Here is a 24,000-nt window from a genome sequence, read left to right on the forward strand (position 1 = left end):
GGCGGAGGGGGCGGGGGAATCGGCGCCTCCGTTGGCGGCGCCTCCGTCGGTGGTCCCGCCATTGGCCGTACTGCCGGTGGTGGTGCCTCCGTTGCTGCTCCCGCCGTTGCTGGTGCTTCCGCCGGTGGTGCCCCCGTCGCTCGTGCCTCCGTCGCTCGTGCCTCCGTTGGTGGTCCCGCCATCGGCCGTGCCTCCGTCCGTCGCCCCTCCGTCCGCACTCCCGCTCTTCGTCGCGTCGCCCTCCGGCGCGCCCCCGTCCGTCGCGCCCTCATTCGTCGCGCCGTCGTCCACCGTGCCTTTGCCCGCCGTACCCTCGTCCGTCGTACCGCCCGATGTCGCCGTGGGCGAGTCGGTGCTGTTCCCTTCCGGTGGTGTCTTCTCCTCCGGTGCCGGGGTGGACACGCCGGTCGTCTCCCGGTCCACGTTCAGGGTCACCGGGGTCCCGAACCGCAGTTCCGTCCCCGGTCCGGGATCGGAGCCGGACACCCGGGCGTCGCCGGGCGGCGCCCCGGCCCCGGAGAACGTCGCCGCGAGGCCCCGTCCCACCAGCAGCTGGACGGCCGCGTCGACCGTCATCCCGGTCAGGTCCGGCACCGCCTGCCGCTTGGCCGCGTCGAACGGTTTGTCGTCCTCGCCGGCGCTGCCGACCGCACGGCTGATGCCCCGGTCCGGCTCCCGTACGTCGACGAGGGCGATCCGCTTGAGCGGCTGCGGCGCGGCCTTGACGCTGACGAGGGCGGACGGGACGTAGTCGTCCCACTTCTTGCTGCCGTCCGTGAACTCGACCGAGATGTTCTCGGGATCCTTGTCGAAGGGCCGCAACGGATTTCCGCACGAGCACTTCACGGCGGGCAGGCCGTCCCGGTCCACCAATACCGCGATGCCGGCCTCCAGTAACGCGTCGAATGCGACTGCCCTGCCCTTTTTGTAGTCATGGTTCCGTACGAGGGTGTCGTGACGCAGCAGGACGGGTGTGAGCGTGTCGAGATATTCCTCGATCTCCGAGGGGTCAATCTTCACGACCCGGGCCCATTCCCGGGACTTTTTGACGTTCTTGGGATCGGTGAGGAATTCCTTGAGCAGGGCGATGTCGCACACCGTCGCCTTCGTCGTACCCCCGTACAGCCCCGGCGTATTGCCCTGCTGCAGGCCACCGACCGCATCCTGCGCCGCGATCTCGGCGTCGTCGCCCAGCCCGCTGTCCTCGTCGAAAAACGGTGCGAGGGACGGCACTCCGACAGCGACGGCCTTCACCACGAACGCGGGTGGCTTCGCGTCGCACGCGCCGACGACGAGAACACCCACCAGCAGCACGGCGATCCTTCGGGCCGACGATTTCCCGGCCCTTCCCAGACACGTGCGTATTGTCATGACCGCTCCCCCCAGCGGTTCCCCCGTACCCTGCAGAACGGAGGCAGGGCATCGCGCATCATGCTACTGAAAGGCAATGCCTCTCAGTCAAGGAGAATTCAGAAGAGGAGCGAGTGGCCGAAAGGAGAAACGAGACGCCGGACGGGAAACGGGACTCAGCGACCGCGTGCGTTGAGTGAGGCCAGATAGGCGTTGTAGGCCTCCAGCTCCTTGTCTCCGTCGCGGTCGGCGGCGCGGTCCGCGCGCTTGGCCTGCCGCTGCTCGGAGCCGTACCACTGGTAGAGCAGCGCGATCAGCACGAGCACGGAGGGGATCTCACTGAACGCCCAGGCGATGCCGCCCGCCGCGTTCTGGTCGGCGAGCGCGTCGATGCCGAGCGAGGCCGGCGGGTTCCGGTATGTCTCGACCATCGGCTCCGACGCCATCATCAGCGCGATACCGAAGAACGCGTGGAACGGCATGCCCGCGAAGAGCTCCAGCATCCGCATCAGATAGCCGGGGCGGTGCGGACCGGGGTCGACGCCCATGATCGGCCAGAAGAACACCAGGCCGACCGCGAGGAAGTGCACCATCATCGCGATGTGCCCCGGCCTGGAGCCCATCAGGAAGTCGAACAGCGGCGTGAAGTACAGCGCGTACAGGCTGGCGATGAAGAGGGGGATGGTGAACGCGGGGTGCGTCACGATCCGCAGATAGAGGCTGTGCAGCAGCATCAGCAGCACCTCGCGCGGCCCTTTGTGCCCCTTCCCGGCGACCGGCAGCGCCCTCAAGGCCAGCGTGATCGGCGCGCCGAGCAACAGCAGGATAGGCGCCAGCATGCTGATCACCATGTGCTGCACCATGTGCACGCTGAACATGACCATTCCGTAGTCGTTCAGCCCGGTGCACGTCACCAGCAGCACGAGCAGCACCCCGAAGACGAACGCGACCGTCCGCCCCACGGGCCACTTGTCGCCGCGCCGCACCAGCCGGGCGACCCCCCATCCGTACAGTCCCAGCGCCACGAGGCAGCCGACGAGGAAGAACGGGTCCGCCGACCATCCGAGTCCCCGCCCCAGCGTGAAGGGCAGGAGATCCATGCCGTGCCCGCTGTGATCCATCCGCCTGCTCCTGGTTCGTGGGGGTTGAGCGCCGTCTGTCCGCACCAGACTAGAACTGCCCCCGGGGGCGAAGGCCGCCGGGGGCAGTCTTAGAAGCGCGCGGGCCGACGGGGCTACCGACCCCGCACTCTCACAGCACGCACTCGGCCTCGGCGTACCTCTCCTCCGGCACCGTCTTCAACGTCTCCACGGCCTCGGCCAGCGGCACCAGCACGATGTCGGTACCCCGCAACGCGGTCATCCGCCCGAACTCTCCCCGGTGCACGGCCTCCACCGCATGCCACCCGAACCGGGTGGCCAGCACCCGGTCGTACGCCGTCGGAGTACCCCCGCGCTGGACGTGCCCGAGGATCACCGGTCGTGCCTCCTTGCCGAGGCGCTGCTCCAGCTCGACCGAGAGCTGCCGGGCGATCCCGGCGAACCGCTCGTGGCCGTAGATGTCCTTGCCACCCTCGTCGAACTCCATGGAGCCCGCCTTGGGCTTGGCCCCCTCGGCAGCCACGACGATCGCGAACCGCTTGCCCGCCGAGAACCGCTCGGCGACCCTCGCGGTCAACTCCTCGATGTCGAAGGGCCGTTCGGGGACAACGATGGCGTGGGCGCCGGCCGCCATGCCGGAGTGGAGCGCGATCCAGCCGGTGTGGCGGCCCATGACCTCCACGATGAGGACGCGCTGGTGGGACTCGGCGGTGGTCTTCAGCCGGTCCAGGGCCTCGGTGGCCACGCCCACGGCGGTGTCGAAGCCGAAGGTGACGTCCGTGACGGCGATGTCGTTGTCGATGGTCTTCGGCACGCCGACGATCGGCAGGCCGTTGTCGGACAGCAGGCGGGCGGCCTTGAGGGTGCCCTCGCCGCCGATCGGGATGATCGCGTCGAGACCGAGTTCCTCGACGTGGCCCTTCGCCCGCTCCACCCCGTCACGCAGGTGTTCGGGACGGACCCGGGAGGAACCGAGGATCGTGCCGCCGCGAGCGAGGATGCCGCTCACCGCGTCGAGGTCGAGCTTGAGGTAGTCGCACTCCAGGAGGCCCTTCCAGCCGTCCCGGAAGCCGATGACCTCGTCGCCGTGGTCGACGACGGCACGGTGCACGACGGACCGGATGACGGCGTTCAGTCCGGGGCAGTCGCCGCCCGACGTGAGGACACCAATGCGCATAGCCCGAAACACCTTCTCCACGTGGGCCGGGAACCGGACCACCCTGTCCGGCGGGATCGCGGCCACCCTACCGGCGGGAGGGGGCAGGCCCGTACTGGGAGTCCGCCTGCTGGACGCCCCCGCACACCTGAGCGGCGACCTTGTCAGACGGGCCGTTGCACGGGCCGTCCGACGGGCCCCGAGAGGGTCGGAAAACCGTTCCTCGGATCCCGGCTCCCTCGGGGCTCAGCCGTCTCAGGCGGGCTGCTGGGCGGACGCGATGCGCTCGTCGCGCAGGGCCTCGTACCAGCGGTCGTCGGTCGGCGGCAGCGCGTTCACGTCGAGCGCCAGCTTCAGCAGCAGGTCCGCGATCTGCGGGTTGCGGGCGAGTACGGGACCGTGCATGTACGTGCCGAAGACCGTGTCGTTGTACGCGCCCTCTGTGCCGTCCCCGGTGCCGTTGCCCTTGCCGATGCGCGTCTGTGCGAGCGGGCGGGCGGTGGGGCCGAGGTGCGTGACGCCCTGGTGGTTCTCGAAGCCGGTCAGCGGCGGCAGGCCGAGGCGCGGGTCGATGTCGGCGAGCACGTCACCGACGCACCGCTCGCCCTCGCCGCGCGTCGAGGTCACATCGAGCAGGCCGAGGCCGGGCTCGCGCTGCCCGAGGTCGTTGATGAACTCGTGGCCGAGGATCTGGTAGCCCGCGCACACGGAGAAGACGATCGCCCCGTTCTGCACGGCCTGGTACAGGTGGCCGTCGCGCCGCAGCCGCTCGGCCGCGAGCCGCTGCGGACGGTCCTCGCCGCCGCCGATCAGGTAGATGTCGCCCGAGGTCGGGATCGGCTGGTCGCTGCGCACGTCGAGCCGTGCCACGTCGAGCCCGCGCTGGCGGGCCCGGCGCTCCACTACGAGGACGTTGCCCTGGTCGCCGTACGTGCTGAGCAGGTCCGGGTAGACCCAGACGACCCGCAGGCTGTTGTCGCTCATGAAGTCAGTGCCCCTCTGAGTCGTTCGTGGTCGGGTGCTCAGTTGCCGACGCGGCGGCGCAGGTCCTGGAACGCGGTGTAGTTCGCGATGACCTCGATGCGGCCCGGCGGGCACATCTGCACGGCCTGGTCGACGTTCTCGCAGACCTGGAAGTGCTGGTTCGCCACTTCCAGACGCACCGCGAGGTCCAGCTTCCGGTCGCCGACCACGAAGATCGGGTGCCCGGTCAGGCGCGTGTAGTCGACGTCCCACAGCCAGGAGGTGTCGGTGCCGTCGGCCCCGCGCGCGTTCACCGAGAGGATCACCGGGGACGGCGGCGGGTCGATCAGCGAGAACGTCTCCAGCCAGCCCGCCGGGTTCTTGGCGAGCAGCAGCCGCAGATCGCGCTGCATGAACTGCACGACGTCGTACCGCCCCGCCACCGCCTGCACCTGGTACATGCGCTCCAGGGCGACCTGCGGCGGCACACCGAAGACGGCGGCGACGGCGGCCGAGGAGGCCGCGTTGGCCTTGTTGGCACGGCCCGGCAGCTGGAGATGGATCGGCCAGGCGGAGCCGTGCGGGTCCAGAACGTGTTCGCCGGACAGCGCCCAGCTCGGCGTGGGCCGGCGGAAGCCGCACTCGGCGCAGAACCAGTCGTCGCCGGGGCGCTGCATCACACCGCCGCAGGACGGGCAGGACCAGGCGTCGTCCTTCCACATCTGCCCGGCGGCGACCCAGATCACATTGGGGGAGGAGGACGCGGCCCACACCACCAGCGGGTCGTCGCAGTTGGCGACGACGACCGCCTTCGACCCGGCCAGTCCCTCACGCCAGTTCTCCGCGAGCATGCGGGTCTCGGCGGCGCGGTCGAGCTGGTCGCGGGAGAGGTTCAGCAGCGCGATGCACTTCGGGGCGGTGTCGCGCGCCACTCCCGCGAGATACTTCTCGTCCACCTCGATGACGCCGTATCGGGCGTCGGAGCTGCCGGCCAGGGCCGAGGTGATGCCCGCGGGCATGTTGGCGCCGAGGGCGTTCGACACGACCGGGCCCGCGGCGCGCAGGGCCTCCGCGATCAGACGGGTGGTCGTGGTCTTGCCGTTGGTCGCCGAGACGAGGATCACGTCCAGGTTCTGGGCGAGCCGGGCGAGAAGGTCGGGGTCGAGTTTGAGCGCCACCCGGCCGCCGATCACCGAACCGCTGCCGCGCCCTGCCGCGCGCGACGCCGCCGCGACCGCCTTGCCCGCGGTCACGGCGATCTTGGCCCGCGGCGTGAGCGGGTCCGAGTTGCCTGCCATCAGTCCTCGATCCTCCTTGCGAGCACGCCTCGCCTTGGCCTCTCGGCACCAGGGTGTAGCCCTCAGCCTATCGAGATCCACTCACACGCCCGAATCGTGGCACCACCGCGGCGCTCGCGCGACAGGGAGGACCGTACCCTTGCGGCCATGCGAAACGGCTCTATCCCCGGCGCCCGAGGGCGTGTACGGCCCATGACCCTGCTCGGGGACCCCGTTCTGCACGCACCGTGTGAAGAAGTCACGGATTTCGGACCCGAACTGGCAAGTCTTGTGGAGGACATGTTCGCCACGATGTACGCGGCCCAAGGTGTGGGCCTGGCGGCGAATCAGGTGGGCGAGCGGTCGCGGGTGTTCGTGTACGACTGCCCGGACGACGAGGAGGTGCGGCATGTCGGCCACGTGGTCAATCCACGGCTCGTCGAGGCGGGCGGGATTGTGCTGCGCGGGCCCGAGGGGTGTCTGTCGCTGCCCGGGCTGGAGGCGGGGACCGAGAGGTACGACGAGGCCGTGGTCGAGGGTTTCACCGTGGACGGTGATCCGGTGCGGGTGCGGGGCACCGGCTTCTTCGCACGGTGCCTGCAGCATGAGTGCGATCACCTGGAGGGCCGGGTGTACATGGACCGGCTCACGGGGTGGCGGAGGTGGAGGGCGGTACGGCGGGCCGCGCGGGCGCCCTGGGGGCGCTGACGCGTTGGCGGGCGCGGGTCCGCTGCGGCCGGCCGCGCCCACGCGGCGGCGGCCGCACACAGAACACAGCCCCGCGCCCCCGGAAGGCCGCGCGGTTCCCCGCTCCCGTGGCGAACACGTGGTTCCCCGCAGGGTTGATCGGAGATCAGAACCCGGGCCCGCCGACCTTGTCCCCCGCCGCCGCCAGGCGGCCCCAGAGCAGGTCCGCCAGGCTGCGTACCAACTCGGCCCGTGTGCAGGGGCGTTCGCCCAGCCACCAGTCGCCGGCCGCGTGCATCATGCCGACGATGCCGTGGCCCCACACCCGCGCGAGCTGCTCACCCGCCGGGCCGAGGTCGAGCCGGTCGCCGATGACATGGGCGAGTTCCTCGCCCATGCGGCGCAGCAGAGGAGCGGAGTGCTTGCCCACGTCGAAGCCCTCGGTCTGCTGACCGCCCTCCGACGGATGCATCAGAAAGCGGTACACCTGCGGACGTGCCTCGATCGCGGCCAGGTACGTGTCGAGTGTCTGCTCGACCCGTTCACGGCGCTCCGCCGGGGCGTCCAGTGCCGCCCGCAGCGAATCGAGGAGCGCGTCCGTGTGGCGCTTGGCGAGGGCGGCGTAGAGCCCTCCCTTGTCGCCGAAGTGCCGGTACAGGATCGGCTTGGTGATGCCCGCCTCGGCGGCGATGGCGTTCATGGAGGCCCCGGGGCCGTCGCGGAGCACCACTCTGTCGGCGGCCTCGAGGAGCTCGCGCCGGCGGCGGTCGGCGGACCGTGCCTGATCCGTCCGCTGTGTGGTGTCCATGTGCTCTCCCCACCCGTTCTGATTCGGTGACGCTTGCGCAAACTAGCACTCATGGGCGCGTGTGGATCGAACGGGCTGACGAGCCCGCCGTGGGAGTTGACTTTTCCTACCGGCCGGTAACAGGCTAATGTTACCGTAGGTAACACCATAGTGCAGTGCAGGAGGGATCATGGCCGAGTTCACCATGGAGCTCAATGAGGAACAGAAGGAGGTCCGCGACTGGCTCCACGGGTTCGCCGCCGATGTGATCCGCCCCGCGGCCGCCGAATGGGACGAGCGCGAGGAGACTCCGTGGCCGGTCATCCAGGAGGCCGCCAAGGTCGGCATCTACTCCCTGGACTTCTACGCCCAGCAGTACTTCGACCCCACGGGCCTCGGCATCCCCATGGCCATGGAGGAGCTGTTCTGGGGTGACGCGGGCATCGCCCTGTCCATCGTCGGCACCGGCCTCGCCGCCGTGGGCGTCCTCGCCAACGGCACCGAGGAGCAGATCGGCACCTGGATCCCCCAGATGTACGGCGACGCGGGCGACGTCAAGGTCGCCGCGTTCTGTTCCTCCGAGCCCGACGCCGGCTCCGACGTCGCCTCCATGCGCACACGTGCCGTGTACGACGAGGCCAAGGACGAGTGGGTGATCAACGGCACAAAGACCTGGGCGACCAACGGCGGCATAGCCAACGTCCACGTCGTCGTCGCGGTCGTCGACCCGGAGCTCGGCTCCAAGGGCCACGCCTCCTTCATCATCCCGCCGAACACTCCGGGCCTGTCCCAGGGGCAGAAGTTCAAGAAGCACGGCATCCGCGCCTCGCACACCGCCGAGGTGGTCCTGGAGGACGTCCGCGTCCCCGGCTCCTGCCTCCTCGGGGGCAAGGAGAGGCTCGACGAGCGGCTCGCCCGCGCCCGCGAGAAGGCCAAGGCGGGCAGCGAGCGTGTGAAGAACGCCGCGATGGCCACGTTCGAGGCGTCCCGCCCCGCCGTGGGCGCGATGGCCGTGGGTACGGCCCGTGCCGCGTACGAGGTCGCTCTCGACTACGCCACGACCCGTGAGCAGTTCGGGCGGCCCATCATCGACAACCAGGGCGTCGCGTTCCAGCTCGCGGACATGCGGACTGCCGTGGACGCGGCCCGGCTGCTGGTGTGGCGGGCCTCCTGGATGGCGGTCAACGGGAAGCCGTTCACCGCGGCCGAGGGCTCGATGTCGAAGCTGTTCGCCAGCGAGACGGCGAAGAAGGTGACTGCGCAGGCGATCCAGATCCTGGGCGGGAACGGGTACACGCGCGAGTACCCGGTGGAGCGGATGCACCGGGACGCGGCGATCTACACCATCTTCGAGGGCACGAGCGAGATTCAGCGGCTGGTGATCGCTCGCACGCTGTCCGGAATGCCGATCCGGTAGCGCCGTCGGGGTGCATCCCCTCCGCCGGCCGCGGGTCCGTTGCGGCCGGTGGAGGGGACGCACCCACGATCAGCACTCACCATCACCCGACTGCGTGAGGATCTCCCGCCCGACTACTCCGGACCGGGCAACCGTGTCAGGGTCGAAGAGCAGTGAGACGGACCCGCGGCAGCCACGAGGGAGTGCGCGATGACGCTGACGGCCAGGGAACTTCTGGACACCACCACCGGAAGACTCGCCCCGGATCCGGGCACCAACCGGCTGCTGCCCCTGATCGCCCGCGGCGCGGCAGGACGCGACACGCTCGCCGCGCTGGCCCTCGAACAAAGCCATGTGATCGCCGCGGACCGGCGCTCGTTCCGTCATCTGGCCGAGCGGTCGGCCGCCGAGGAGCCCGCGAGCGCGCCCTTCTTCGAGATGCTCGCCGAGGGTGAGGAACTGGCGGGTCAGCGGCTGGGGAAGTTCGCCGGGGCGTGCGGCGTGGACGAGGCGCGGGCCGTGGCGTACGAGCCGCTGCCGGGCTGCCAGGCCTATCCCTCGTACGTGGCCCGGCTGGCGCTGGACGGCACACCGGCTGACATCGTGCTCGCGCTGAGCGCCAACTTCTCTGCGTGGGGCGGCTACTGCGCGACGATCGCGGACGCCCTGCGACGCCACTACGGCTTCAGCGACGAGGCCTGCGGTTTCTTCGACTTCTTCGCCGAGCCCGCACCGGAGCTGGACCAGAGGGCGCGGGAGGCGGTGCAGGCGGGACTGGAGGCGGGACGCATCGACGAGGATCTGGTGCACCGCTACGGCCGTTTGCTCCAGAGCTACGAGACGATGTTCTGGCACACGCTGTGGGAGTTGGAACAGCGCTGAGCGAGGTCCGTTCGGTGTCCTAGCCGGCCGGGCCACTGCTGTGCGCGATGCAGGCCACGTCGATGCGGTCGGCCAGCTTGGCGAGCTCGATCGTGAGGGTCGCCACCGTTTCCTCGTCGAGCCCGTCCTCACCGGCCTCCACCAGGTGCAGCCACCGGCCGCCCACCGTGCGCAGCAGCTTGCTGACGTCGGCGGCCGCCACCTGCAACGTGCCGCGGTTGTCGACGATCAGAGGCAGAGTCACTTCGCGGTTCACAAAGGGGATCGTAACCGTGGAACGCTCATGCCCCGTGCCACACGGTGGTGATGTTGCAGAACTCGCGTATCCCGTGACCCGACAGCTCACGCCCGTACCCGGACCGCTTGGCGCCGCCGAACGGGAATGCCGGGTGGGACGCGGTCATCCCGTTGACGTACACGCTGCCTGCCTCCAGGTCGCGGACGAACCGGTCGACCTCGGTCCCGTCACGCGTCCACACGTTCGAGCTCAGTCCGAAGGGCGAGTCGTTCGCGGCCGCGACTGCTTCGTCCAGGTCGGCGACCCGGTACAGGGTGGCGACCGGACCGAAGGCCTCCTCGTGGTGGATGCGCATCTCGGGGGTCACGTCGGTGAGGACCGTGGGCGGGTAGTACCAGCCGGGTCCCTCGGCGCGCACGCCGCCGCACAGGACCGTGGCGCCGCTCTCCACCGCGTCGACGACCAGCTCCTCCAGGTCGCGGCGGCCCTGCTTGCCGGCGAGCGGCCCGATGTCGGTCTCCTCCTCCATGGGGTCGCCCACCTTCAGTGCCTTCATGCCCTCGGTGAAGCCCTCGGTGAAGGCGTCGAACACGTCCGTGTGCACGATGAACCGCTTGGCGGCGATGCACGACTGCCCGGTGTTCTGGACGCGTGCGATCACCGCGATCCTCGCGGCCCGGTCGATGTCCGCCGACGGCATCACGATGTACGGGTCGCTGCCGCCCAGCTCCAGGACCGTCTTCTTCACCGCGTCCCCGGCGACCGAGGCCACCGAGCGGCCCGCCGGCTCACTGCCGGTGAGCGTGGCGGCCCTGACCCGAGGGTCGCGCAGGACGCGCTCCACGGCGCCGGAGCCGATGAGCAGCGTCTGGAAGCAGCCCTCGGGGAAGCCCGCCCGGTGGAACAGGTCCTCCAGGTACAGCGCGGTCCCCGGCACGTTCGAGGCGTGCTTGAGCAGGCCCACGTTGCCCGCCATCAGCGCGGGCGCGGCGAACCTGATCACCTGCCAGAGCGGGAAGTTCCACGGCATCACCGCGAGCACCGGGCCGAGCGGCCGGTAGCGCACCAGGACGCGCAGGGCGCCGGAGTCCTTCACATCGGACTCGTCGGGTTCCTCGTCGGCGAGCAGCTCCGCGGCATGGTCGGCGTACCAGCGCATCGCCTTCGCGCACTTGGCGGCCTCGGCACGGGCCTGCCTGACGGGCTTGCCCATCTCCGTCGTCATCACACGGGCCACGCTCTCCGTGTCCTCATCCAGGAGACCGGCGGCCCGGCGCAGCAGGCGGGCGCGCTCGTCGAAGGAGCTGGTCCGGTACGTGCGGAACGTGCTCTCGGCGGTCGCGAGCCTGCGCTCGATCTCCTCCTCGCTCAGGGCGTCGTAATTCTTGATCGTTTCACCGTTCGCCGGGTTCACCGTCGCGATGGGCATAGCCGGCCTCCTGAGAACGGACGGACTGTGTCCCGGCCTTCCCGCGCGTGGTGACGGGGCACGCCACGCGGGTTCAGTCCGGGCTGTCCGAGTGCTCAGCCAGCCGGTCCAGAAACACCGCCTGCGCCTTGAGGATCACCTCGCGCGCCCGGTCGAGGCCGAGCCACTCCACGCGGTCCAGCTCGGGGAACTCCTGGACCTGCCCCGACTTCGGCGGCCACTCCATGCGGAACGTCCCCGGCACCACGGCCGCCGGATCGAGGTCGGCCTCGACCGCCCAGGCGGTGACGACCTTGCCACCGGTCTGCCGCACCTCGCCCAGCGGCACGGCCTCTCCGTCCGGCGGCGGAAGGCCCAGTTCCTCCTGGAACTCGCGGCGGGCCGCGTCCCAGGCCGGCTCACCGGACTCGTACTCGCCCTTCGGCACCGTCCACGCCCCGGCGTTCCGCCGCGCGAAGAACGGGCCGCCCATGTGGCCGAGCAGCACTTCCAGACCGCCCGCAGCGCGCCGGTACAGCAGCAGGCCCGCGCTGCGCTTCGCCGTCGTCACCGGGTCACCTCCGGGTGTGCGGCGAGCAGCGCCTCGACCGTGTCGGCCTCGGCGGGGGACTTGTCCTCCCGGTAGCGCACGACACGGGCGAAGCGGAGCGTGACGCCGGCCGGGTAGCGGGTGGAGCGTTGCAGACCGTCGTACGCGATCTCCACGACGAGCTCGGGGCGCACGGTGACGACCCAGCCGTTGTCCTCAACGGCGAGCTCCTTCAGCCGCCCGGTCTGCCAGGTGAGCATCGCGTCGGTCATGCCCTTGAACGTCTTGCCCAGCATCGCGAAGGAGCCGTCCGGGGTGCGGGCGCCCAGGTGCAGGTTGGAGAGCTTGCCCGTGCGGCGGCCGTGGCCCCACTCGGCGGCCAGGACCACCAGGTCGAGGGTGTGCACCGGCTTCACCTTCAGCCAGGACGCGCCGCGCCGGCCCGCGCTGTAGGGGGCGTCGAGGGCCTTGAGCACGACACCCTCGTGGCCGCGCCGCAGCGTCTCGGCGAGGAACTCCTCCGCGGCGCCGAGGTCGTCGGGGCCGTGCGCGAGCGTGCGCCGCACCCGCATCGGCTCGGGCACCAGCCGGGCCAGCTCCGCGTGCCGCTCGGTGAACGGCAGGTCGAGCAGGTCCCGGCCGTCGACGGAGAGCGCGTCGAAGAAGACCGGCGAGACGGGCACCTCCCGGGCCGCCGTCGCCACGTCCGTCCGGGAGCCCACCCGCCCGGCGGTCTCCTGGAAGGACCGCGGCCGACCGGTCTCGTCCAGCGCGATGACCTCCCCGTCGAGGATGAACCGCGCGCCCCTCAGCTCCAGGGCGGCGGCGGTGAGTTCGGGCAGCCGGTCGGTGATGTCGTCGAGGGTGCGGGTGTAGAGCCGTACGGCGTGGCCGTCGCGGTGGACCTGGACGCGGATGCCGTCCAGCTTCTCCTCGACCGCGCAGGCACCGAGCTTCTCGACGCCCTCCGCCACCGAGGACGCGGTGTGCGCCAGCATCGGCAGGACCGGACGGCCGACGGTGAGCTGGAACCGGTCCAGGGCGGGCGGACCGTCCGCGAGCAGCGCTCGGGCCACCGCCTGGAGCGAGCCCGCGAGCATCACGGCACGGCGTACGTCGGCCGCGGGCGCCCCCGTCGCCGCCGCGAGCCCCTCGACGGCCACCGCATCCAGGGCGCCCTGCCGGACCTCACCGGTGAGGAGCCCGAACAGGAACCGCTGCTCGTCGTCGGTGGCGGCGGCCAGCAACTCGCCGACCAGACGCCTGCGTTCGGCCTGCGAGCCGACGCCGGTGACGGAACCGATCCGGGTCAGCCGGGCATCCACCTCCCGCACGGTCAGCGTGGGTTGCACGGCAGGCGCGATGTGCTGGTCGATGAGCTTCCAGCCGATACCGAGCCGCCCCTGAGGCAGGCGGCCCGCCAGATACGGGATCACGATCGGTACGTCATCCGCCTCCGCGTCCCGGAACAGCTCGGCGAGCAGGGCCGTCTTCCGGGAGCGCGCCGAGCTGGCGGCGATCTCCCGGGACACACGGGCGAGCCGGGCGAACAGCATGCAGCCATGGTGCAACGCGGGCCGCCGCACTACACCCCGACGGCCGCCTCGATGTCCTCCATGACCATCTCGTTGTTGATCGTGGCCGCCGCCTTGTAGCCGTCCCCGGCCGCGTGCACCACCTGCTGGGTCATGAGCGTCGCGTTGCCCACCGCCCACACGCCCGGCACCGTGGTACGCCCCGTCTCGTCGACCTCCGGGGCCATGCCGAACGGGGTCTCCTTCGTTTCCGCGCCCAGCCGCTCCAGCAGCGCCGTCCGCGGGACGAAGCGGGGCGCGACGAAGACGGCCGACCGCGCGTGGACGGTGCCGTCGGCGAGCCGTACCCCCGTCAGCCGGTCGTCCTCGACGACGATCTCCGCGACCTCGCCGGGCACGACATGCACACCGGCGGCCGCAAGCCTGCGCAGGTCCTCGTCCGAGAGGTCCGCCTCGTCCGTGGTGTGCGGGAACAGGGTCACGTCCTTCGACCACTGGGTGACCAGCAGCGCCTGGTGGACGCTCATGGGTGAGGTGACGATCACGCCGAAGGGCAGGTCGCGAACCTCCCAGCCGTGGCAGTACGGGCAGTGCAGCACATCCCGCCCGAAGCGCTCGGCGACACCGGGGACGGGCGGCAGCTCGTCGGCCAGTCCCGTGGCGACGATCAGCCGCCGGGCACGCACGGTCCGGCCGCTCGCCAGCTCCACGGCGAAACCGTCCGGGTCCTCACCGCGCGTCACGTCCACCGCCCGGTCGTGGACCAGCTCGACGCCGTACGACGTCACCTCCTCGCGCCCCACCGCGAGGAACGCCGCCGGCGGCATGCCGTCCCGCGACAGATAGCCCTGCATGTGCGCGGCGGGCGCGTTGCGCGGCTCGCCCGCGTCGACCACGAGCGTCCGGCGCCGGGCCCGGCCCAGGACCAGCGCGGCGGACAGTCCGGCCGCGCCACCGCCGATGACGATCACTTCGTACGTCTCGGTCCCGTACTTCGCAGTTCCGTACTTCTCGGTCACGGTGACCACCTCCGCTCCAGACAGTCGTCCGAGTACCCCCGTGTTGACAAACGTGTTTGCCGAAACTGCAATGTTCGTATGAGTGACGACACGCACGAGGTTCTCGCCGAGGTCGGTCCCCGGCTGCGGCGCGTCCGCAAGGAGCGGGGTGCGACGCTCGCCGGGCTGTCCGAGGCCACCGGTATTTCGGTGAGTACCCTCTCGCGGCTGGAGTCCGGCCTGCGCAAGCCCAGCCTGGAACTGCTGCTGCCCATCGCCCGCGCGCATCAGGTCCCGCTGGACGAACTGGTCGGCGCCCCGCCCGTGGGTGATCCGCGGATCCGGGCCAAGCCGATCGTGATGAACGGCCGAACCCACTGGCCCCTGACCCGCCAGCCGGGCGGGCTCCAGGCGTTCAAGGTGTTCGAACCGCAGCGGAAACTCGAACCGGACCTGCGGGTGCACGAGGGCTACGAATGGATGTACGTGCTGTCCGGGAAGCTGAGGATCGTGCTGGGCGAGCACGACGTGGTGCTCGCGGCGGGGGAGGCGGCCGAGTTCGACACGCGGGTGCCGCACTGGTTCGGGTCGACGGGGGAGGGGCCGGTGGAGTTCCTCAGCCTGTTCGGGCCGCAGGGGGAGCGGATGCATGTCCGGGCGCGCCCCAAGGGGCCGGGACCAGCGTGACGGTTCCCCGACGGGCAAGCAACCGCTTAGTATGCGGGGCGACCCACGGTCAGACGACGTAGTCCCCTGGAGGCCCCTCATGCAGGCATGGCACGTGCACGAGAACGGTGAGCCGGGCGAGGTGATGCGGCTCGCCGACGTCGAGCGGCCCACGCCCGGCGACGGCCAGGTCCTGCTGAAGGTGCGCGCGGCGAACATCAACTTCCCGGACGCGCTGATGTGCCGCGGGCACTACCAGGTCAGGCCCCCGCTGCCGTTCACGCCCGGCGTGGAGATCTGCGGCGAGACCGAGGACGGGCGCCGGGTCCTCGCCAACCCCGCGCTGCCGTACGGCGGACTCGCCGAGTACACCGTCGCGGACGCCACGGCCGTACTGCCCGCGCCCGAGGTGCTCGACGACGCCGAGGCCGCCGCGCTGCACATCGGCTACCAGACGGGCTGGTTCGCTCTGCACCGGCGGGCCCGTCTTGAGGCCGGGGAGACGCTGCTCGTCCACGCCGCCGCGGGAGGAGTCGGCAGCGCGGCCGTGCAGCTCGGCAAGGCCGCGGGCGCCACCGTCATCGGTGTCGTCGGCGGGGCCGGCAAGGCGGCCGTGGCGCGGGAGCTGGGCTGTGACGTGGTTGTCGACCGGCGCACCGAGGACGTCGTCGCGGCGGTGAAGGAGGCCACCGGCGGACGCGGCGCCGACGTGATCTACGACCCGGTCGGCGGGGAGGCGTACACGCAGTCCACCAAGGTCGTCGCCTTCGAGGGCCGGATCGTGGTCGTCGGCTTCGCGAGCGGATCGATCCCCAGCCCGGCACTCAACCACGCCCTGGTGAAGAACTACTCGATCCTGGGCCTGCACTGGGGCCTGTACAACACCAGGAACCCCAAGCTGGTCCTGCGCTGCCACGAGCAGCTCACCGAGCTGGCCGCGCGGGGCGCGATCAAACCGCTGGTCAGCGAGCGTGTGCCGCTCGTCGGGGCGGCCGGCGCCGTACAGCGGGTCGCCGACGGCGTCACCACCGGCCGGGTCGTCGTGGTCCCCGGCCCGGCCGAAGGGGGAGCGGTATGACCGACGCGAGGGGGAACGGTATGACCGACGCGACCGAACTGCGCCGCCGCACCCGGGAGTTGCTGGCCGCGCACCCACCCGCCACCACCGGGCGCCTGGACTTCCTCAGGGCCCGCTTCGACGCGGGACTGGCCTGGGTGCACTACCCGGAGGGCCTCGGCGGCCTCGGCGCGCCACGCTCCCTCCAGGCCGTCGTGGACGCCGAGCTGGAGGCCGCGGGCGCCCCCGGCAACGACCCCCGGCGCATCGGTATCGGCCTCGGCATGGCCGCGCCCACCATCCTCGGCTTCGGCACGGACGAGCAGAAGCGGCGCTTTCTGCGGCCCCTGTGGACCGGCGAGGAGGTCTGGTGCCAGCTCTTCAGCGAGCCGGGCGCCGGGTCCGACCTCGCCGCGCTCGGTACGCGTGCCGTGCGGGAGAGCGGGGGCGGCTGGGTGGTCAACGGGCAGAAGGTGTGGACGTCCAGCGCCCATCTGGCCCGCTGGGCGATCCTCATCGCCCGCACCGACCCTGACGTGCCCAAGCACCGGGGCATCACGTACTTCATCTGCGACATGACGGACCCGGGCGTCGAGGTCCGGCCGCTCAGGCAGATCACGGGCGAGGCCGAGTTCAACGAGGTGTTCCTCACTGACGTACGCATCCCCGACACGCGCCGCCTCGGCGAGATCGGTGACGGCTGGCGGGTCGCACAGACCACGCTCATGAACGAGCGCGTCTCCATCGGCGGCATGCGGCTGCCGCGCGAGGGCGGCATGATCGGCCCGGTCGCCAGGACCTGGCGCGAACGCCCCGAGCTGCGCACACACGACCTCCACCAGCGGCTGCTGACGCTGTGGGGCGAGGCCGAGGTCGCCCGGCTCACCGGGGAACGGCTGCGCCAGCAACTCGTCGCGGGCCAGCCCGGCCCCGAGGGCTCCGGCATGAAGCTCGCCTTCGCCCGCCTCAACCAGGAGATCAGCGGTCTGGAGGTCGAACTCCTCGGCGAGGAGGGCCTGTCGTACGACGACTGGACGATGCGGCGCCCCGAGCTCGTGGACTTCACCGGCCGCGACGCCGGCTACCGCTACCTGCGCTCCAAGGGCAACAGCATCGAGGGCGGTACCAGCGAGGTCCTGCTGAACATCGTCGCCGAGCGCATCCTCGGCCTGCCCGCCGAGCCGCGCACCGACAAGGACGTCGCGTGGAAGGACCTCGCCCGATGAGCCCATTGAGCACGGAGAGCACCGAGAGCCCTGTGGGCACGCAGCCCGACCTGCTCTACACGGAGGAGGAGGACGCGCTGCGCGCCGCCGTCCGCGATCTGCTCCGCGACCACTGCGACCCGGCGGGCGTGATCGTGCGCACCGAGTCGGACGCTCCGCACGACCGGGAGCTGTGGAAGGCGCTCTCGCACGGCATGGGCCTCGCGGGGCTGCTGGTGCCCGAGGCGCGGGGCGGCCAGGGCGCCACGCACCGCGAGGCCGCCGTCGTGCTGGAGGAGCTGGGCCGCGCGGTCGCCCCCGTGCCGTACCTCGCCAGCGCCGTCGTCGCCACCGAGGCCGTGCTGGCCTGCGAGGCCGACGACCTGCTCGCCGAACTGGCGTCGGGACGCACGATCGGCGCCCTCGCCGTCGCGCTGCATGTCGCGCCGGGCGGCGCCTACAAGGTCGTCCGGTACGAAAACGGCACACTGCACGGGGAGTTGACCGCCATCGCGGACGCGGCCGTCGCCGACGTGCTGCTCGTTCCCGCCGACGACGGCGGGCTGTACGCGGTCGACGCCTCCGCCGCCACCGTCACGCCCCAGGTGTCCCTGGACCTGACCCGCCCCCTGGCGAAGGTCGCCCTCGACAGGGCGCCCGGACGTCGTCTCGGTGACGCCGAACCCGCCGTACGACGCGCCCTTCGCGCCGGAGCCGGACTGCTGGCCTCCGAACAACTCGGCCTCGCCGAATGGGCATTGACCGAGACGGTCCGCTACCTGAAGGAGCGCAAGCAGTTCAACCGGCCCGTCGGCGGCTTCCAGGCACTCAAGCACCGCCTCGCCCAGCTGTGGCTGGAGCTCGTCAGCCTGCGGGCCGCCGCCCGCAACGCCGCCGACGCCCTGGCCACCGGCAGCGACGACACCGACGTGGCGGTGGCCGTGGCCCAGGCCTACGCCGCGCCCGTCGCGGTCCACGCCGCCGAGGAGGCACTCCAACTGCACGGCGGGATCGGTATGACGTGGGAGCACCCCGTGCACCTGTACCTCAAGCGCGCCAAGGCCGACGCGCTCGCGTACGGCACAGCCGGCGGCCACCGAGCGGCGCTGGCCGACCTGATCGACCTGCCCGCACCCTGACGTACACCTGGGAGAAGCCCGCGGAAAGCCCACGAGAAGCCCGCCCCACCCGGGGCGGGCTTTTCCGTGTGCTCCACACGGACGAAATGAACAGACAGTGGCAGCCCGGCCAACTCACCGCACAGCACTGCTCTTTGGGGCGTACAGGACCCCATACTCTCCTCCAGCCCCGACTTCGCTCGACCGTACGGGACCCCCATTCGTCCCGTACGGCACTTCCAGGGAGGCAGAGCATGGCCCTCACCACCCGCCGCAGAGCCCTCACGACCCTCGGCGCCGCCCTCGCGGGTTCCGTCGCCCTCCCCGCCGCCCACGCGTGGGCGGGTGACGGGAAGCACGGCCCGCGCCCGCTGTGGCGCGCCCACGCGCACAACGACTACGAGCACCCGCGCCCCCTCCTCGACGCCCTCGACCACCGCTTCGGAAGCGTCGAGGCCGACATCTACCTCGTCGAGGGACAGCTCCTCATCGCCCACGACCCCGAGGACCTCGACCCGGCCCGCACCCTCGAATCCCTCTACCTCGACCCGCTCGCGGCCCGGGTGAAGGCCAACCGGGGTTCCGTGTACCGCGGTCACCGGGGGTCCTTGCAGCTCCTGATCGACATCAAGACCGAGGGCTCGTCGACGTACCTGGAGCTGGACCGCCATCTGGCGCGCTACCGGCACCTGTTCACGACGTACGCGCACGGCCGCGTGTACCCGGGCCCCGTCACCGCCGTCATCTCCGGCGACCGCGCCGCCCGGCCCCCCATGGAGGCGCAGACCGTGCGCCGCGCCTTCTACGACGGCCGCCTCGCCGACCTCGGCAGCTCCGCGCCCGCGTCGTTCGTCCCGCTGATCAGCGACAACTGGACGAACAACTTCACCTGGCAGGGCGTGGGCACGTTCCCGGACGCCGAGCGGACGAAGCTGCGCGACATCGTCTCCAGGGCGCACGCGCGAGGCCAGCGGATCCGCTTCTGGGCGACGCCCGACCAGCCGGGCCCGGCCCGTGACGCGCTGTGGGGCGAACTCCTCGCCGCCGGTGTCGACCACCTCAACACCGATGACCTGGCGGGACTCCAGGCGTTCCTGGACGCGCACGAGCGGCCGTAGGACCGCGGAAGCGGACACCACACGTTCGGAGTACACGTCAGCCGCCCGGACCAACCCTCCGCTACGCCACACTTACGGCCGAACGCCGCGAAGCGGACGTGGCGGAGGAGGTTGACGATGGCCGTTTCCATCTCGGTGGTAGTGCTGCTTCTGGTCCTGGCGGTGGTGTTCCTGCGCAATGGCGCGCTGAAGCTCTCGCACGCCGTGGTCTGCATGCTGCTCGGCTTCTACCTGGCCAGTTCGAGCATGGCCCCGACCATCCACAACGGGCTCACGGCCACGGCGGACATCGTGAGCAGCCTCAAACCGTGAGGCCCTAGGGGCGCGCGAACACCCCGATGCCGTTCGGTACGGGGCGTTCGGCGCCGCCACTGGGGTGGTTCCACACGGAGACGGCGGTCGCGCCCGGTTCGCGTGCGACCAGCGTGCTCGAACCGCCGCCGTCCAGACTGAACGCGTCCGTCGCGCCCAACTGACGCATGGTGTCGGCCACTTCGGCGATGGTGAGTCCCGTGCGGAACTCGGGCGCCCCGTCCAGGGCGAGCAGCAGCATCCGGCGCCCGCCGTTCGCGATACCGGCGGCGGTGCGTACGGCCGAGACGCTGTCGTCGAGGCCCGGCAGCGGCCGGCCGCCACTGAGGACCGGGGAGCCACCGATCGCGAAGGCGTACGGGACGCGCGCCTTCGCGGCCACCAGCCGGTGCCGGACCGCGACCCGCTCGCCCGCCGACAGCTTGCGCAACTGCTGGGCGCCCGCCTCCCGGCCGACCAGGACGGTGGTGCCGGGGGAAATGGGGCCCCGGCCCGGGGAGTCGGTGGTCGCCACCACTCGGCCGTCGGTGACCGTCACCTCGTAGGTGTCCGTGCTGCACGGCGCCGACCGGTCCGTGTCCGTGCCGCACACCGCCCGCTGCCGGGAGACGTCGCCCCAGTCCGAGGTGAACGCGCCGATGGAACCCTCCGGCAGTGCGTACTGGTTGAGGCCGCGCAGCGGCAGGGCCCCTTCGTCCGTCCCGATCGAGCCGTCGAGCGCGAGCCGGTCCAGGCGGGCCGTGTGGTCGGTCCCGACGCCGAACACCTCCTCGGTGGTCGTGCCGGGCGGCAGGGCCGGGCCGAAGCGCTGGCCGTTCGGGACGGCGGCCTTGAGCCGGCGCCCGGCCGCGATCGCCGGGCCGACCGGCGCGCCCGTGGCCTCGACACCCGGGTGCTGCGTCTCGCTGATGTTGAAGAAGTCGCCGTTGACCCCCGCGACGGCGCCCGCCGTGTCGGCGAGCCGTGAGACGGCGGCCCGTGCCGCCACCACCCCGGGGTACAGGAGACCGACCCGTACGTGCGGGGCGCGCAGATCGACGCTCAGCACATGTGCGTGCGTCACACCTTTCGCCGCCACGATGTCGAAGTCGGTGTACTCGACGCCCGGCGCGACCTCGGTGGCGGCGGACGCGGCACTGGCCGGCGCCGCGCCCACGAGGGCGGCACCGGCCAGTACGTTCCAGACCGCGAGAACCGTCAGTGCCGTTCTGAACCGTCCGATCCGACGCGTCACGGCGCCCCCCTGATGTCTCGTCAACTGTCCAAGCACTCAAGGGCAGTGCACCAGACGGCGGGCGCCGTGTCGGTGGCTAGGCGCCGACGACTCGGGAACGGATCAGAAAACGCACTCCTTCGGGTGCCTCCAGGGAGAAGCCACTGCCCCGGCCCTCGACGACGTCGACGATGAGCCGTGTGTGGCTCCACACCTCGTACTGGTTCCGCGACATCCAGAACGACACCGGCTCGTCCACGCCCTCGACCGCCAGCTCGGCCAGCAGTACGTCCGAGCCGCCCGTACGGAACTCGCCCTCCGGGTAGCACATCGGCGCGCTGCCGTCACAGCAGCCGCCCGACTGGTGGAACATCAGCGGCCCGTGAGCGGTACGCAGCCGCCGGACGAGGTCGGCGGCCGCGGGGGTCAGTTCGACGCGGGGGACGATGTCGGTGTGCAGGCTGGCCTGTGGGGTGGTCTGTGGGGTGGTTTCCTGGGCGGTCTCCGGTTCGGTCACGGGGCATCACTCCTCGGGTCGGCGGTTCCAGCCAACCCGCGGTCACGTTGCACCGAGGTTGCACGTCCCCCGCCTGCCCGGCACAGGTCACCAGCGGGGGAGCCTCAGCTCGTAGTCCGGCTGGATACGGCGCATGTAGCCGGTGTCGTCGCGACCCCGCATCCCGGAGTCCAGGTAGAGGCGGTGGAGGCGGTCGAGGGCCTCGTGGTCGAGCTCCACGCCGAGGCCGGGACCCGTGGGGACCGCGACGGCTCCGTCGCGCAGTTCCAGGGCGCCCGGGACGATCACGTCGTCGGCCGAGTTCCACGGGTAGTGCGTGTCGCAGGAGTGGTCGAGGTTGGGGATGGTCGCGGCGACGTGGGTCATCGCGGCGAGGCTGATGCCCAGGTGCGAGTTGGAGTGCATCGACAGCGCGATGCCGAACACCTCGCAGACCGCGGCCAGTTCGCGGGTACGCCGCAGCCCGCCCCAGTAGTGGTGGTCCGTGAGAAGCACCTGGATCGCGTTCTGTTCGATCGCGGGCTTCAGGTGCTCCCAGGCGACCACGCACATGTTGGTGGCCAGCGGCATCGGGGAGTCCTGCGCGACCTCGGCCATGCCGGGGATCGTCGGGGTCGGGTCCTCCAGGTACTCAAGGACACCGTCGAGTTCGCGGGCGACGTACTTCGACGTCTCCACCGTCCACGCCGTGTTCGGGTCCAGGCGCAGCGGCCGGCCGGGGAATGCCTCCGCGAGAGCACGGACGGCGGCGATCTCCTCGTCCGGTGGGAACACCCCGCCCTTCAACTTGAACGAGCGGAAGCCGTACCGCTGCTGCATCAGCCGGGCCTGCTCGACGACGCCCGCCGGGTCGAGGGCCTCGCCCCAGTCGTCGCCCACGGCCGGGCGGCCGTCCAGCGCCGGATGCTCGGCCCACTTGTAGAACAGGTAGGCGGCGAACGGTACCGAGTCGCGGACCGTGCCCCCCAGCAGATCGCTGACCGGGCGCCCGAGCAGCTTGCCCTGCGCGTCGAGGCAGGCCACCTCGACAGCCGAGGTGGTCCAGCCGCGCTCGTGGGAACTGGGCACGGTGGGCAGGAGAGCGGCGTCGATCGCGGCGGAGACGGCGGTCGTGTCGAAGACGTCCATGCCGACGACGGCCTTCGCGGCGGTCAGGAGCCGTTCCAGGCGTACCTCGCCGCCCGTTGACTCGCCGAGGCCCACCGTGCCGTCCTCCAGGACGAGTTGGAGGACGCAGCGCAGTGCGAGCGGCTCGTGGACGCCGGTCGCGTTGAGCAGGGGCGGGTCACGGAAGGCGATCGGGGTGACGACCAGTTCGCGGATACGGGTCCCAGGGGTCCCCGGGGTGCTGCTCATGCGTGAATCGCCTCCAGACCGCGGTCGATCAGTTTCGTCAGCCGGGCCATGTGCTCCGGCGTGGGGTCGAGCAGGGGTGCCCGGACGCCGCCGACGTCCAGGCCGCGGAGGGTCACTCCGGCCTTGACCAGCGAGACGGCATATCCGGGGACCTCGTCGCGGAGCTCGACGAGAGGCCCGTAGAACTCGTCCAGCAGCGTCGCGACCAGTGTGTCGTCGCCCTCGGTCAGGGCGCGGTGGAACGCCGTCGCGATCTCGGGGGCGAAGGCGAACACCGCGGAGGAGTACAGCTCGACGCCGATCCCGCGGTAGGCGGGTGCGGTCATCTCGGCGGTGGGCAGGCCGTTGAAGAACTGGAAGTCCTCGGTGCCCGGCACGGCACGTACCGCCCGGACGATGCGGTGCATGCGCTCGATGTCGCCGAGGCCGTCCTTGAGGCCGGCGACCGACGGCAGGGCGGCGATCTCGGCGGCAGTGGCCTCGGTGAGCCGGGCCGTGCCGCGCTGGTAGAAGACGACCGGCAGGCTCGGGGCCGCCGTCACCTCTCTCACGTACCGGACCAGGCCCTGTTGCGGTGCGTTCACCAGGTACGGCGGCAGCAGCAGGATGCCGTCGGCGCCCGCGCGTTCGATGCGGGTGGCGTGGTCGCGTGCGACCGGTACGGGGCCGCCCGCGGCGGCGAGGACGGGTGTGCGCCCAGCAGTCGTGGTGACCGCGACGCGCGTGGCCCGTTCGATCTCGTCCGCGGACAGCGCGTGGAACTCACCGGTTCCGCACGCGACGAAGACGGCCCCCGCACCTGCCGTCACGCCGGACTCGATGTGCTGGGCGAGCCGTTCCTCGTCCAGCGAGCCGTCCGCGGCGAACGGCGTGACCGGGAAGAACAGCACTCCTTGGAACTTCATGTCTCCCTCATACGCGGTTGGACCCTTCGCAACACGGGCGCGTCCACGTATATGAACTAGCTTCACGAATCTAAATGACTGGAGGCAAGCTAAGACTTCGATTCCGTCACGTGTCAAGGCGCGTCCGAGTTCCTTGGGTTTCGCCCCCGCCGCCCCTACCCATTCCCATCCCGTCCCTGGGGGCTGCCGCCCCCAGGGACGGGATG

At 71.2% G+C, this 24,000-nt stretch carries 24 protein-coding genes; 9 read left to right on the plus strand and 15 right to left on the minus strand.

Annotation, left to right across the window (positions count from 1 at the left end):
• The 5 genes from FPZ41_RS29605 to FPZ41_RS29625 all read right to left on the minus strand — a co-directional run.
• Positions 1 to 1,371 (minus strand): PASTA domain-containing protein (locus tag FPZ41_RS29605; RefSeq protein ID WP_152866714.1); only part of this gene is annotated, 1,371 nt, incomplete at its 3' end.
• 155 nt (positions 1,372 to 1,526) lie between these two features.
• Positions 1,527 to 2,471, minus strand: coding sequence for a cytochrome c oxidase assembly protein (locus tag FPZ41_RS29610; RefSeq protein WP_152866715.1), 945 nt, complete (start codon positions 2,469 to 2,471; stop codon positions 1,527 to 1,529).
• Between the two features lie 130 nt (positions 2,472 to 2,601).
• Complete coding sequence (locus FPZ41_RS29615) at positions 2,602 to 3,627, minus strand: 6-phosphofructokinase (protein WP_131561904.1); 1,026 nt, start codon at positions 3,625 to 3,627, stop codon at positions 2,602 to 2,604.
• 234 nt (positions 3,628 to 3,861) lie between these two features.
• Complete coding sequence (locus FPZ41_RS29620; RefSeq protein ID WP_152866716.1) at positions 3,862 to 4,590, minus strand: type 1 glutamine amidotransferase; 729 nt, start codon at positions 4,588 to 4,590, stop codon at positions 3,862 to 3,864.
• 38 nt (positions 4,591 to 4,628) lie between these two features.
• Positions 4,629 to 5,867, minus strand: coding sequence for a MurT ligase domain-containing protein (locus FPZ41_RS29625; protein WP_152866717.1), 1,239 nt, complete (start codon positions 5,865 to 5,867; stop codon positions 4,629 to 4,631).
• 147 nt (positions 5,868 to 6,014) lie between these two features.
• Here FPZ41_RS29625 and def point away from each other — a divergent pair, with 147 nt between their 5' ends.
• Entirely contained in the window at positions 6,015 to 6,554 is a 540-nt protein-coding gene (gene def, locus FPZ41_RS29630) for a peptide deformylase (RefSeq protein ID WP_152866718.1), read from the plus strand.
• Between the two features lie 145 nt (positions 6,555 to 6,699).
• Here def and FPZ41_RS29635 read toward each other — a convergent pair whose 3' ends face one another.
• Positions 6,700 to 7,341, minus strand: a complete 642-nt coding sequence (locus tag FPZ41_RS29635) for a TetR family transcriptional regulator (RefSeq protein WP_152866719.1) — start codon at positions 7,339 to 7,341, stop codon at positions 6,700 to 6,702.
• 169 nt (positions 7,342 to 7,510) lie between these two features.
• On the opposite strand from FPZ41_RS29635, the gene FPZ41_RS29640 reads away from it, so the two are divergent.
• Both FPZ41_RS29640 and FPZ41_RS29645 read left to right on the plus strand, forming a co-directional pair.
• Complete coding sequence (locus FPZ41_RS29640; protein WP_152866720.1) at positions 7,511 to 8,737, plus strand: acyl-CoA dehydrogenase family protein; 1,227 nt, start codon at positions 7,511 to 7,513, stop codon at positions 8,735 to 8,737.
• 189 nt (positions 8,738 to 8,926) lie between these two features.
• Positions 8,927 to 9,598, plus strand: coding sequence for a thiaminase II/PqqC family protein (locus tag FPZ41_RS29645; protein WP_152866721.1), 672 nt, complete (start codon positions 8,927 to 8,929; stop codon positions 9,596 to 9,598).
• 19 nt (positions 9,599 to 9,617) lie between these two features.
• Here the strand turns inward: FPZ41_RS29645 and FPZ41_RS29650 are convergent, their stop codons facing one another.
• The 5 genes from FPZ41_RS29650 to FPZ41_RS29670 all read right to left on the minus strand — a co-directional run bounded on the left by FPZ41_RS29650 (position 9,618) and on the right by FPZ41_RS29670 (position 14,357).
• A complete protein-coding gene (locus FPZ41_RS29650) occupies positions 9,618 to 9,854 on the minus strand; it encodes a DUF6213 family protein (protein ID WP_131561917.1) in 237 nt (78 codons plus the stop codon).
• Positions 9,855 to 9,879: 25 nt separating this feature from the next.
• The gene (locus FPZ41_RS29655; protein ID WP_152866722.1) at positions 9,880 to 11,265 is read right to left on the minus strand and encodes an NADP-dependent succinic semialdehyde dehydrogenase; all 1,386 of its coding nucleotides are present in this window, start codon (positions 11,263 to 11,265) and stop codon (positions 9,880 to 9,882) included.
• A 73-nt stretch (positions 11,266 to 11,338) separates the two neighbouring features.
• A complete protein-coding gene (locus FPZ41_RS29660; protein WP_322620886.1) occupies positions 11,339 to 11,815 on the minus strand; it encodes an NUDIX domain-containing protein in 477 nt (158 codons plus the stop codon).
• Entirely contained in the window at positions 11,812 to 13,350 is a 1,539-nt protein-coding gene (locus FPZ41_RS29665; protein WP_152866723.1) for an ATP-dependent DNA ligase, read from the minus strand. Before FPZ41_RS29665 ends, FPZ41_RS29660 begins: the two co-directional genes overlap by 4 nt.
• A 29-nt stretch (positions 13,351 to 13,379) precedes the next feature.
• Positions 13,380 to 14,357 (minus strand): NAD(P)/FAD-dependent oxidoreductase, encoded by a 978-nt coding sequence (locus tag FPZ41_RS29670; RefSeq protein ID WP_407698832.1) that lies wholly within the window; start codon positions 14,355 to 14,357, stop codon positions 13,380 to 13,382.
• Positions 14,358 to 14,426: 69 nt separating this feature from the next.
• Between FPZ41_RS29670 and FPZ41_RS29675 the strand changes: the two genes are divergently transcribed.
• The 6 genes from FPZ41_RS29675 (at position 14,427) to FPZ41_RS29700 (ending at position 19,803) form a co-directional block, all read left to right on the plus strand.
• A complete protein-coding gene (locus FPZ41_RS29675) occupies positions 14,427 to 15,014 on the plus strand; it encodes a helix-turn-helix domain-containing protein (RefSeq protein WP_152866724.1) in 588 nt (195 codons plus the stop codon).
• A 79-nt stretch (positions 15,015 to 15,093) separates the two neighbouring features.
• On the plus strand, positions 15,094 to 16,071 hold the full coding sequence (locus FPZ41_RS29680) for an NADPH:quinone oxidoreductase family protein (protein ID WP_152866725.1): 978 nt from the start codon (positions 15,094 to 15,096) through the stop codon (positions 16,069 to 16,071).
• A 20-nt stretch (positions 16,072 to 16,091) separates the two neighbouring features.
• Positions 16,092 to 17,276, plus strand: a complete 1,185-nt coding sequence (locus tag FPZ41_RS29685; RefSeq protein WP_152866726.1) for an acyl-CoA dehydrogenase family protein — start codon at positions 16,092 to 16,094, stop codon at positions 17,274 to 17,276.
• Positions 17,273 to 18,394: an acyl-CoA dehydrogenase family protein gene (locus tag FPZ41_RS29690; RefSeq protein ID WP_152866727.1), complete on the plus strand. Its 1,122-nt coding sequence runs from the start codon at positions 17,273 to 17,275 to the stop codon at positions 18,392 to 18,394. The genes FPZ41_RS29685 and FPZ41_RS29690 overlap by 4 nt, the downstream gene beginning before the upstream one ends.
• A gap of 233 nt (positions 18,395 to 18,627) precedes the next feature.
• A complete protein-coding gene (locus tag FPZ41_RS29695) occupies positions 18,628 to 19,491 on the plus strand; it encodes a phosphatidylinositol-specific phospholipase C/glycerophosphodiester phosphodiesterase family protein (protein ID WP_152866728.1) in 864 nt (287 codons plus the stop codon).
• Positions 19,492 to 19,608: 117 nt separating this feature from the next.
• Positions 19,609 to 19,803, plus strand: a complete 195-nt coding sequence (locus FPZ41_RS29700; protein ID WP_131561937.1) for a hypothetical protein — start codon at positions 19,609 to 19,611, stop codon at positions 19,801 to 19,803.
• A gap of 4 nt (positions 19,804 to 19,807) precedes the next feature.
• Here the strand turns inward: FPZ41_RS29700 and FPZ41_RS29705 are convergent, their stop codons facing one another.
• The 4 genes from FPZ41_RS29705 to FPZ41_RS29720 form a co-directional block, all read right to left on the minus strand.
• Positions 19,808 to 21,037: a phosphodiester glycosidase family protein gene (locus tag FPZ41_RS29705; protein WP_322620888.1), complete on the minus strand. Its 1,230-nt coding sequence runs from the start codon at positions 21,035 to 21,037 to the stop codon at positions 19,808 to 19,810.
• A gap of 76 nt (positions 21,038 to 21,113) precedes the next feature.
• Entirely contained in the window at positions 21,114 to 21,476 is a 363-nt protein-coding gene (locus tag FPZ41_RS29710) for a DUF779 domain-containing protein (protein ID WP_152866735.1), read from the minus strand.
• 144 nt (positions 21,477 to 21,620) lie between these two features.
• Entirely contained in the window at positions 21,621 to 22,889 is a 1,269-nt protein-coding gene (locus FPZ41_RS29715) for a glucarate dehydratase family protein (RefSeq protein ID WP_152866729.1), read from the minus strand.
• Positions 22,886 to 23,794: a 5-dehydro-4-deoxyglucarate dehydratase gene (locus FPZ41_RS29720; protein ID WP_152866730.1), complete on the minus strand. Its 909-nt coding sequence runs from the start codon at positions 23,792 to 23,794 to the stop codon at positions 22,886 to 22,888. The genes FPZ41_RS29715 and FPZ41_RS29720 overlap by 4 nt, the downstream gene beginning before the upstream one ends.
• Between the last annotated feature and the right edge of the window lie 206 nt (positions 23,795 to 24,000).

Origin of the sequence: Streptomyces acidicola (assembly GCF_009377235.1) — a bacterium.
Lineage (GTDB): Bacteria > Actinomycetota > Actinomycetes > Streptomycetales > Streptomycetaceae > Streptomyces > Streptomyces acidicola.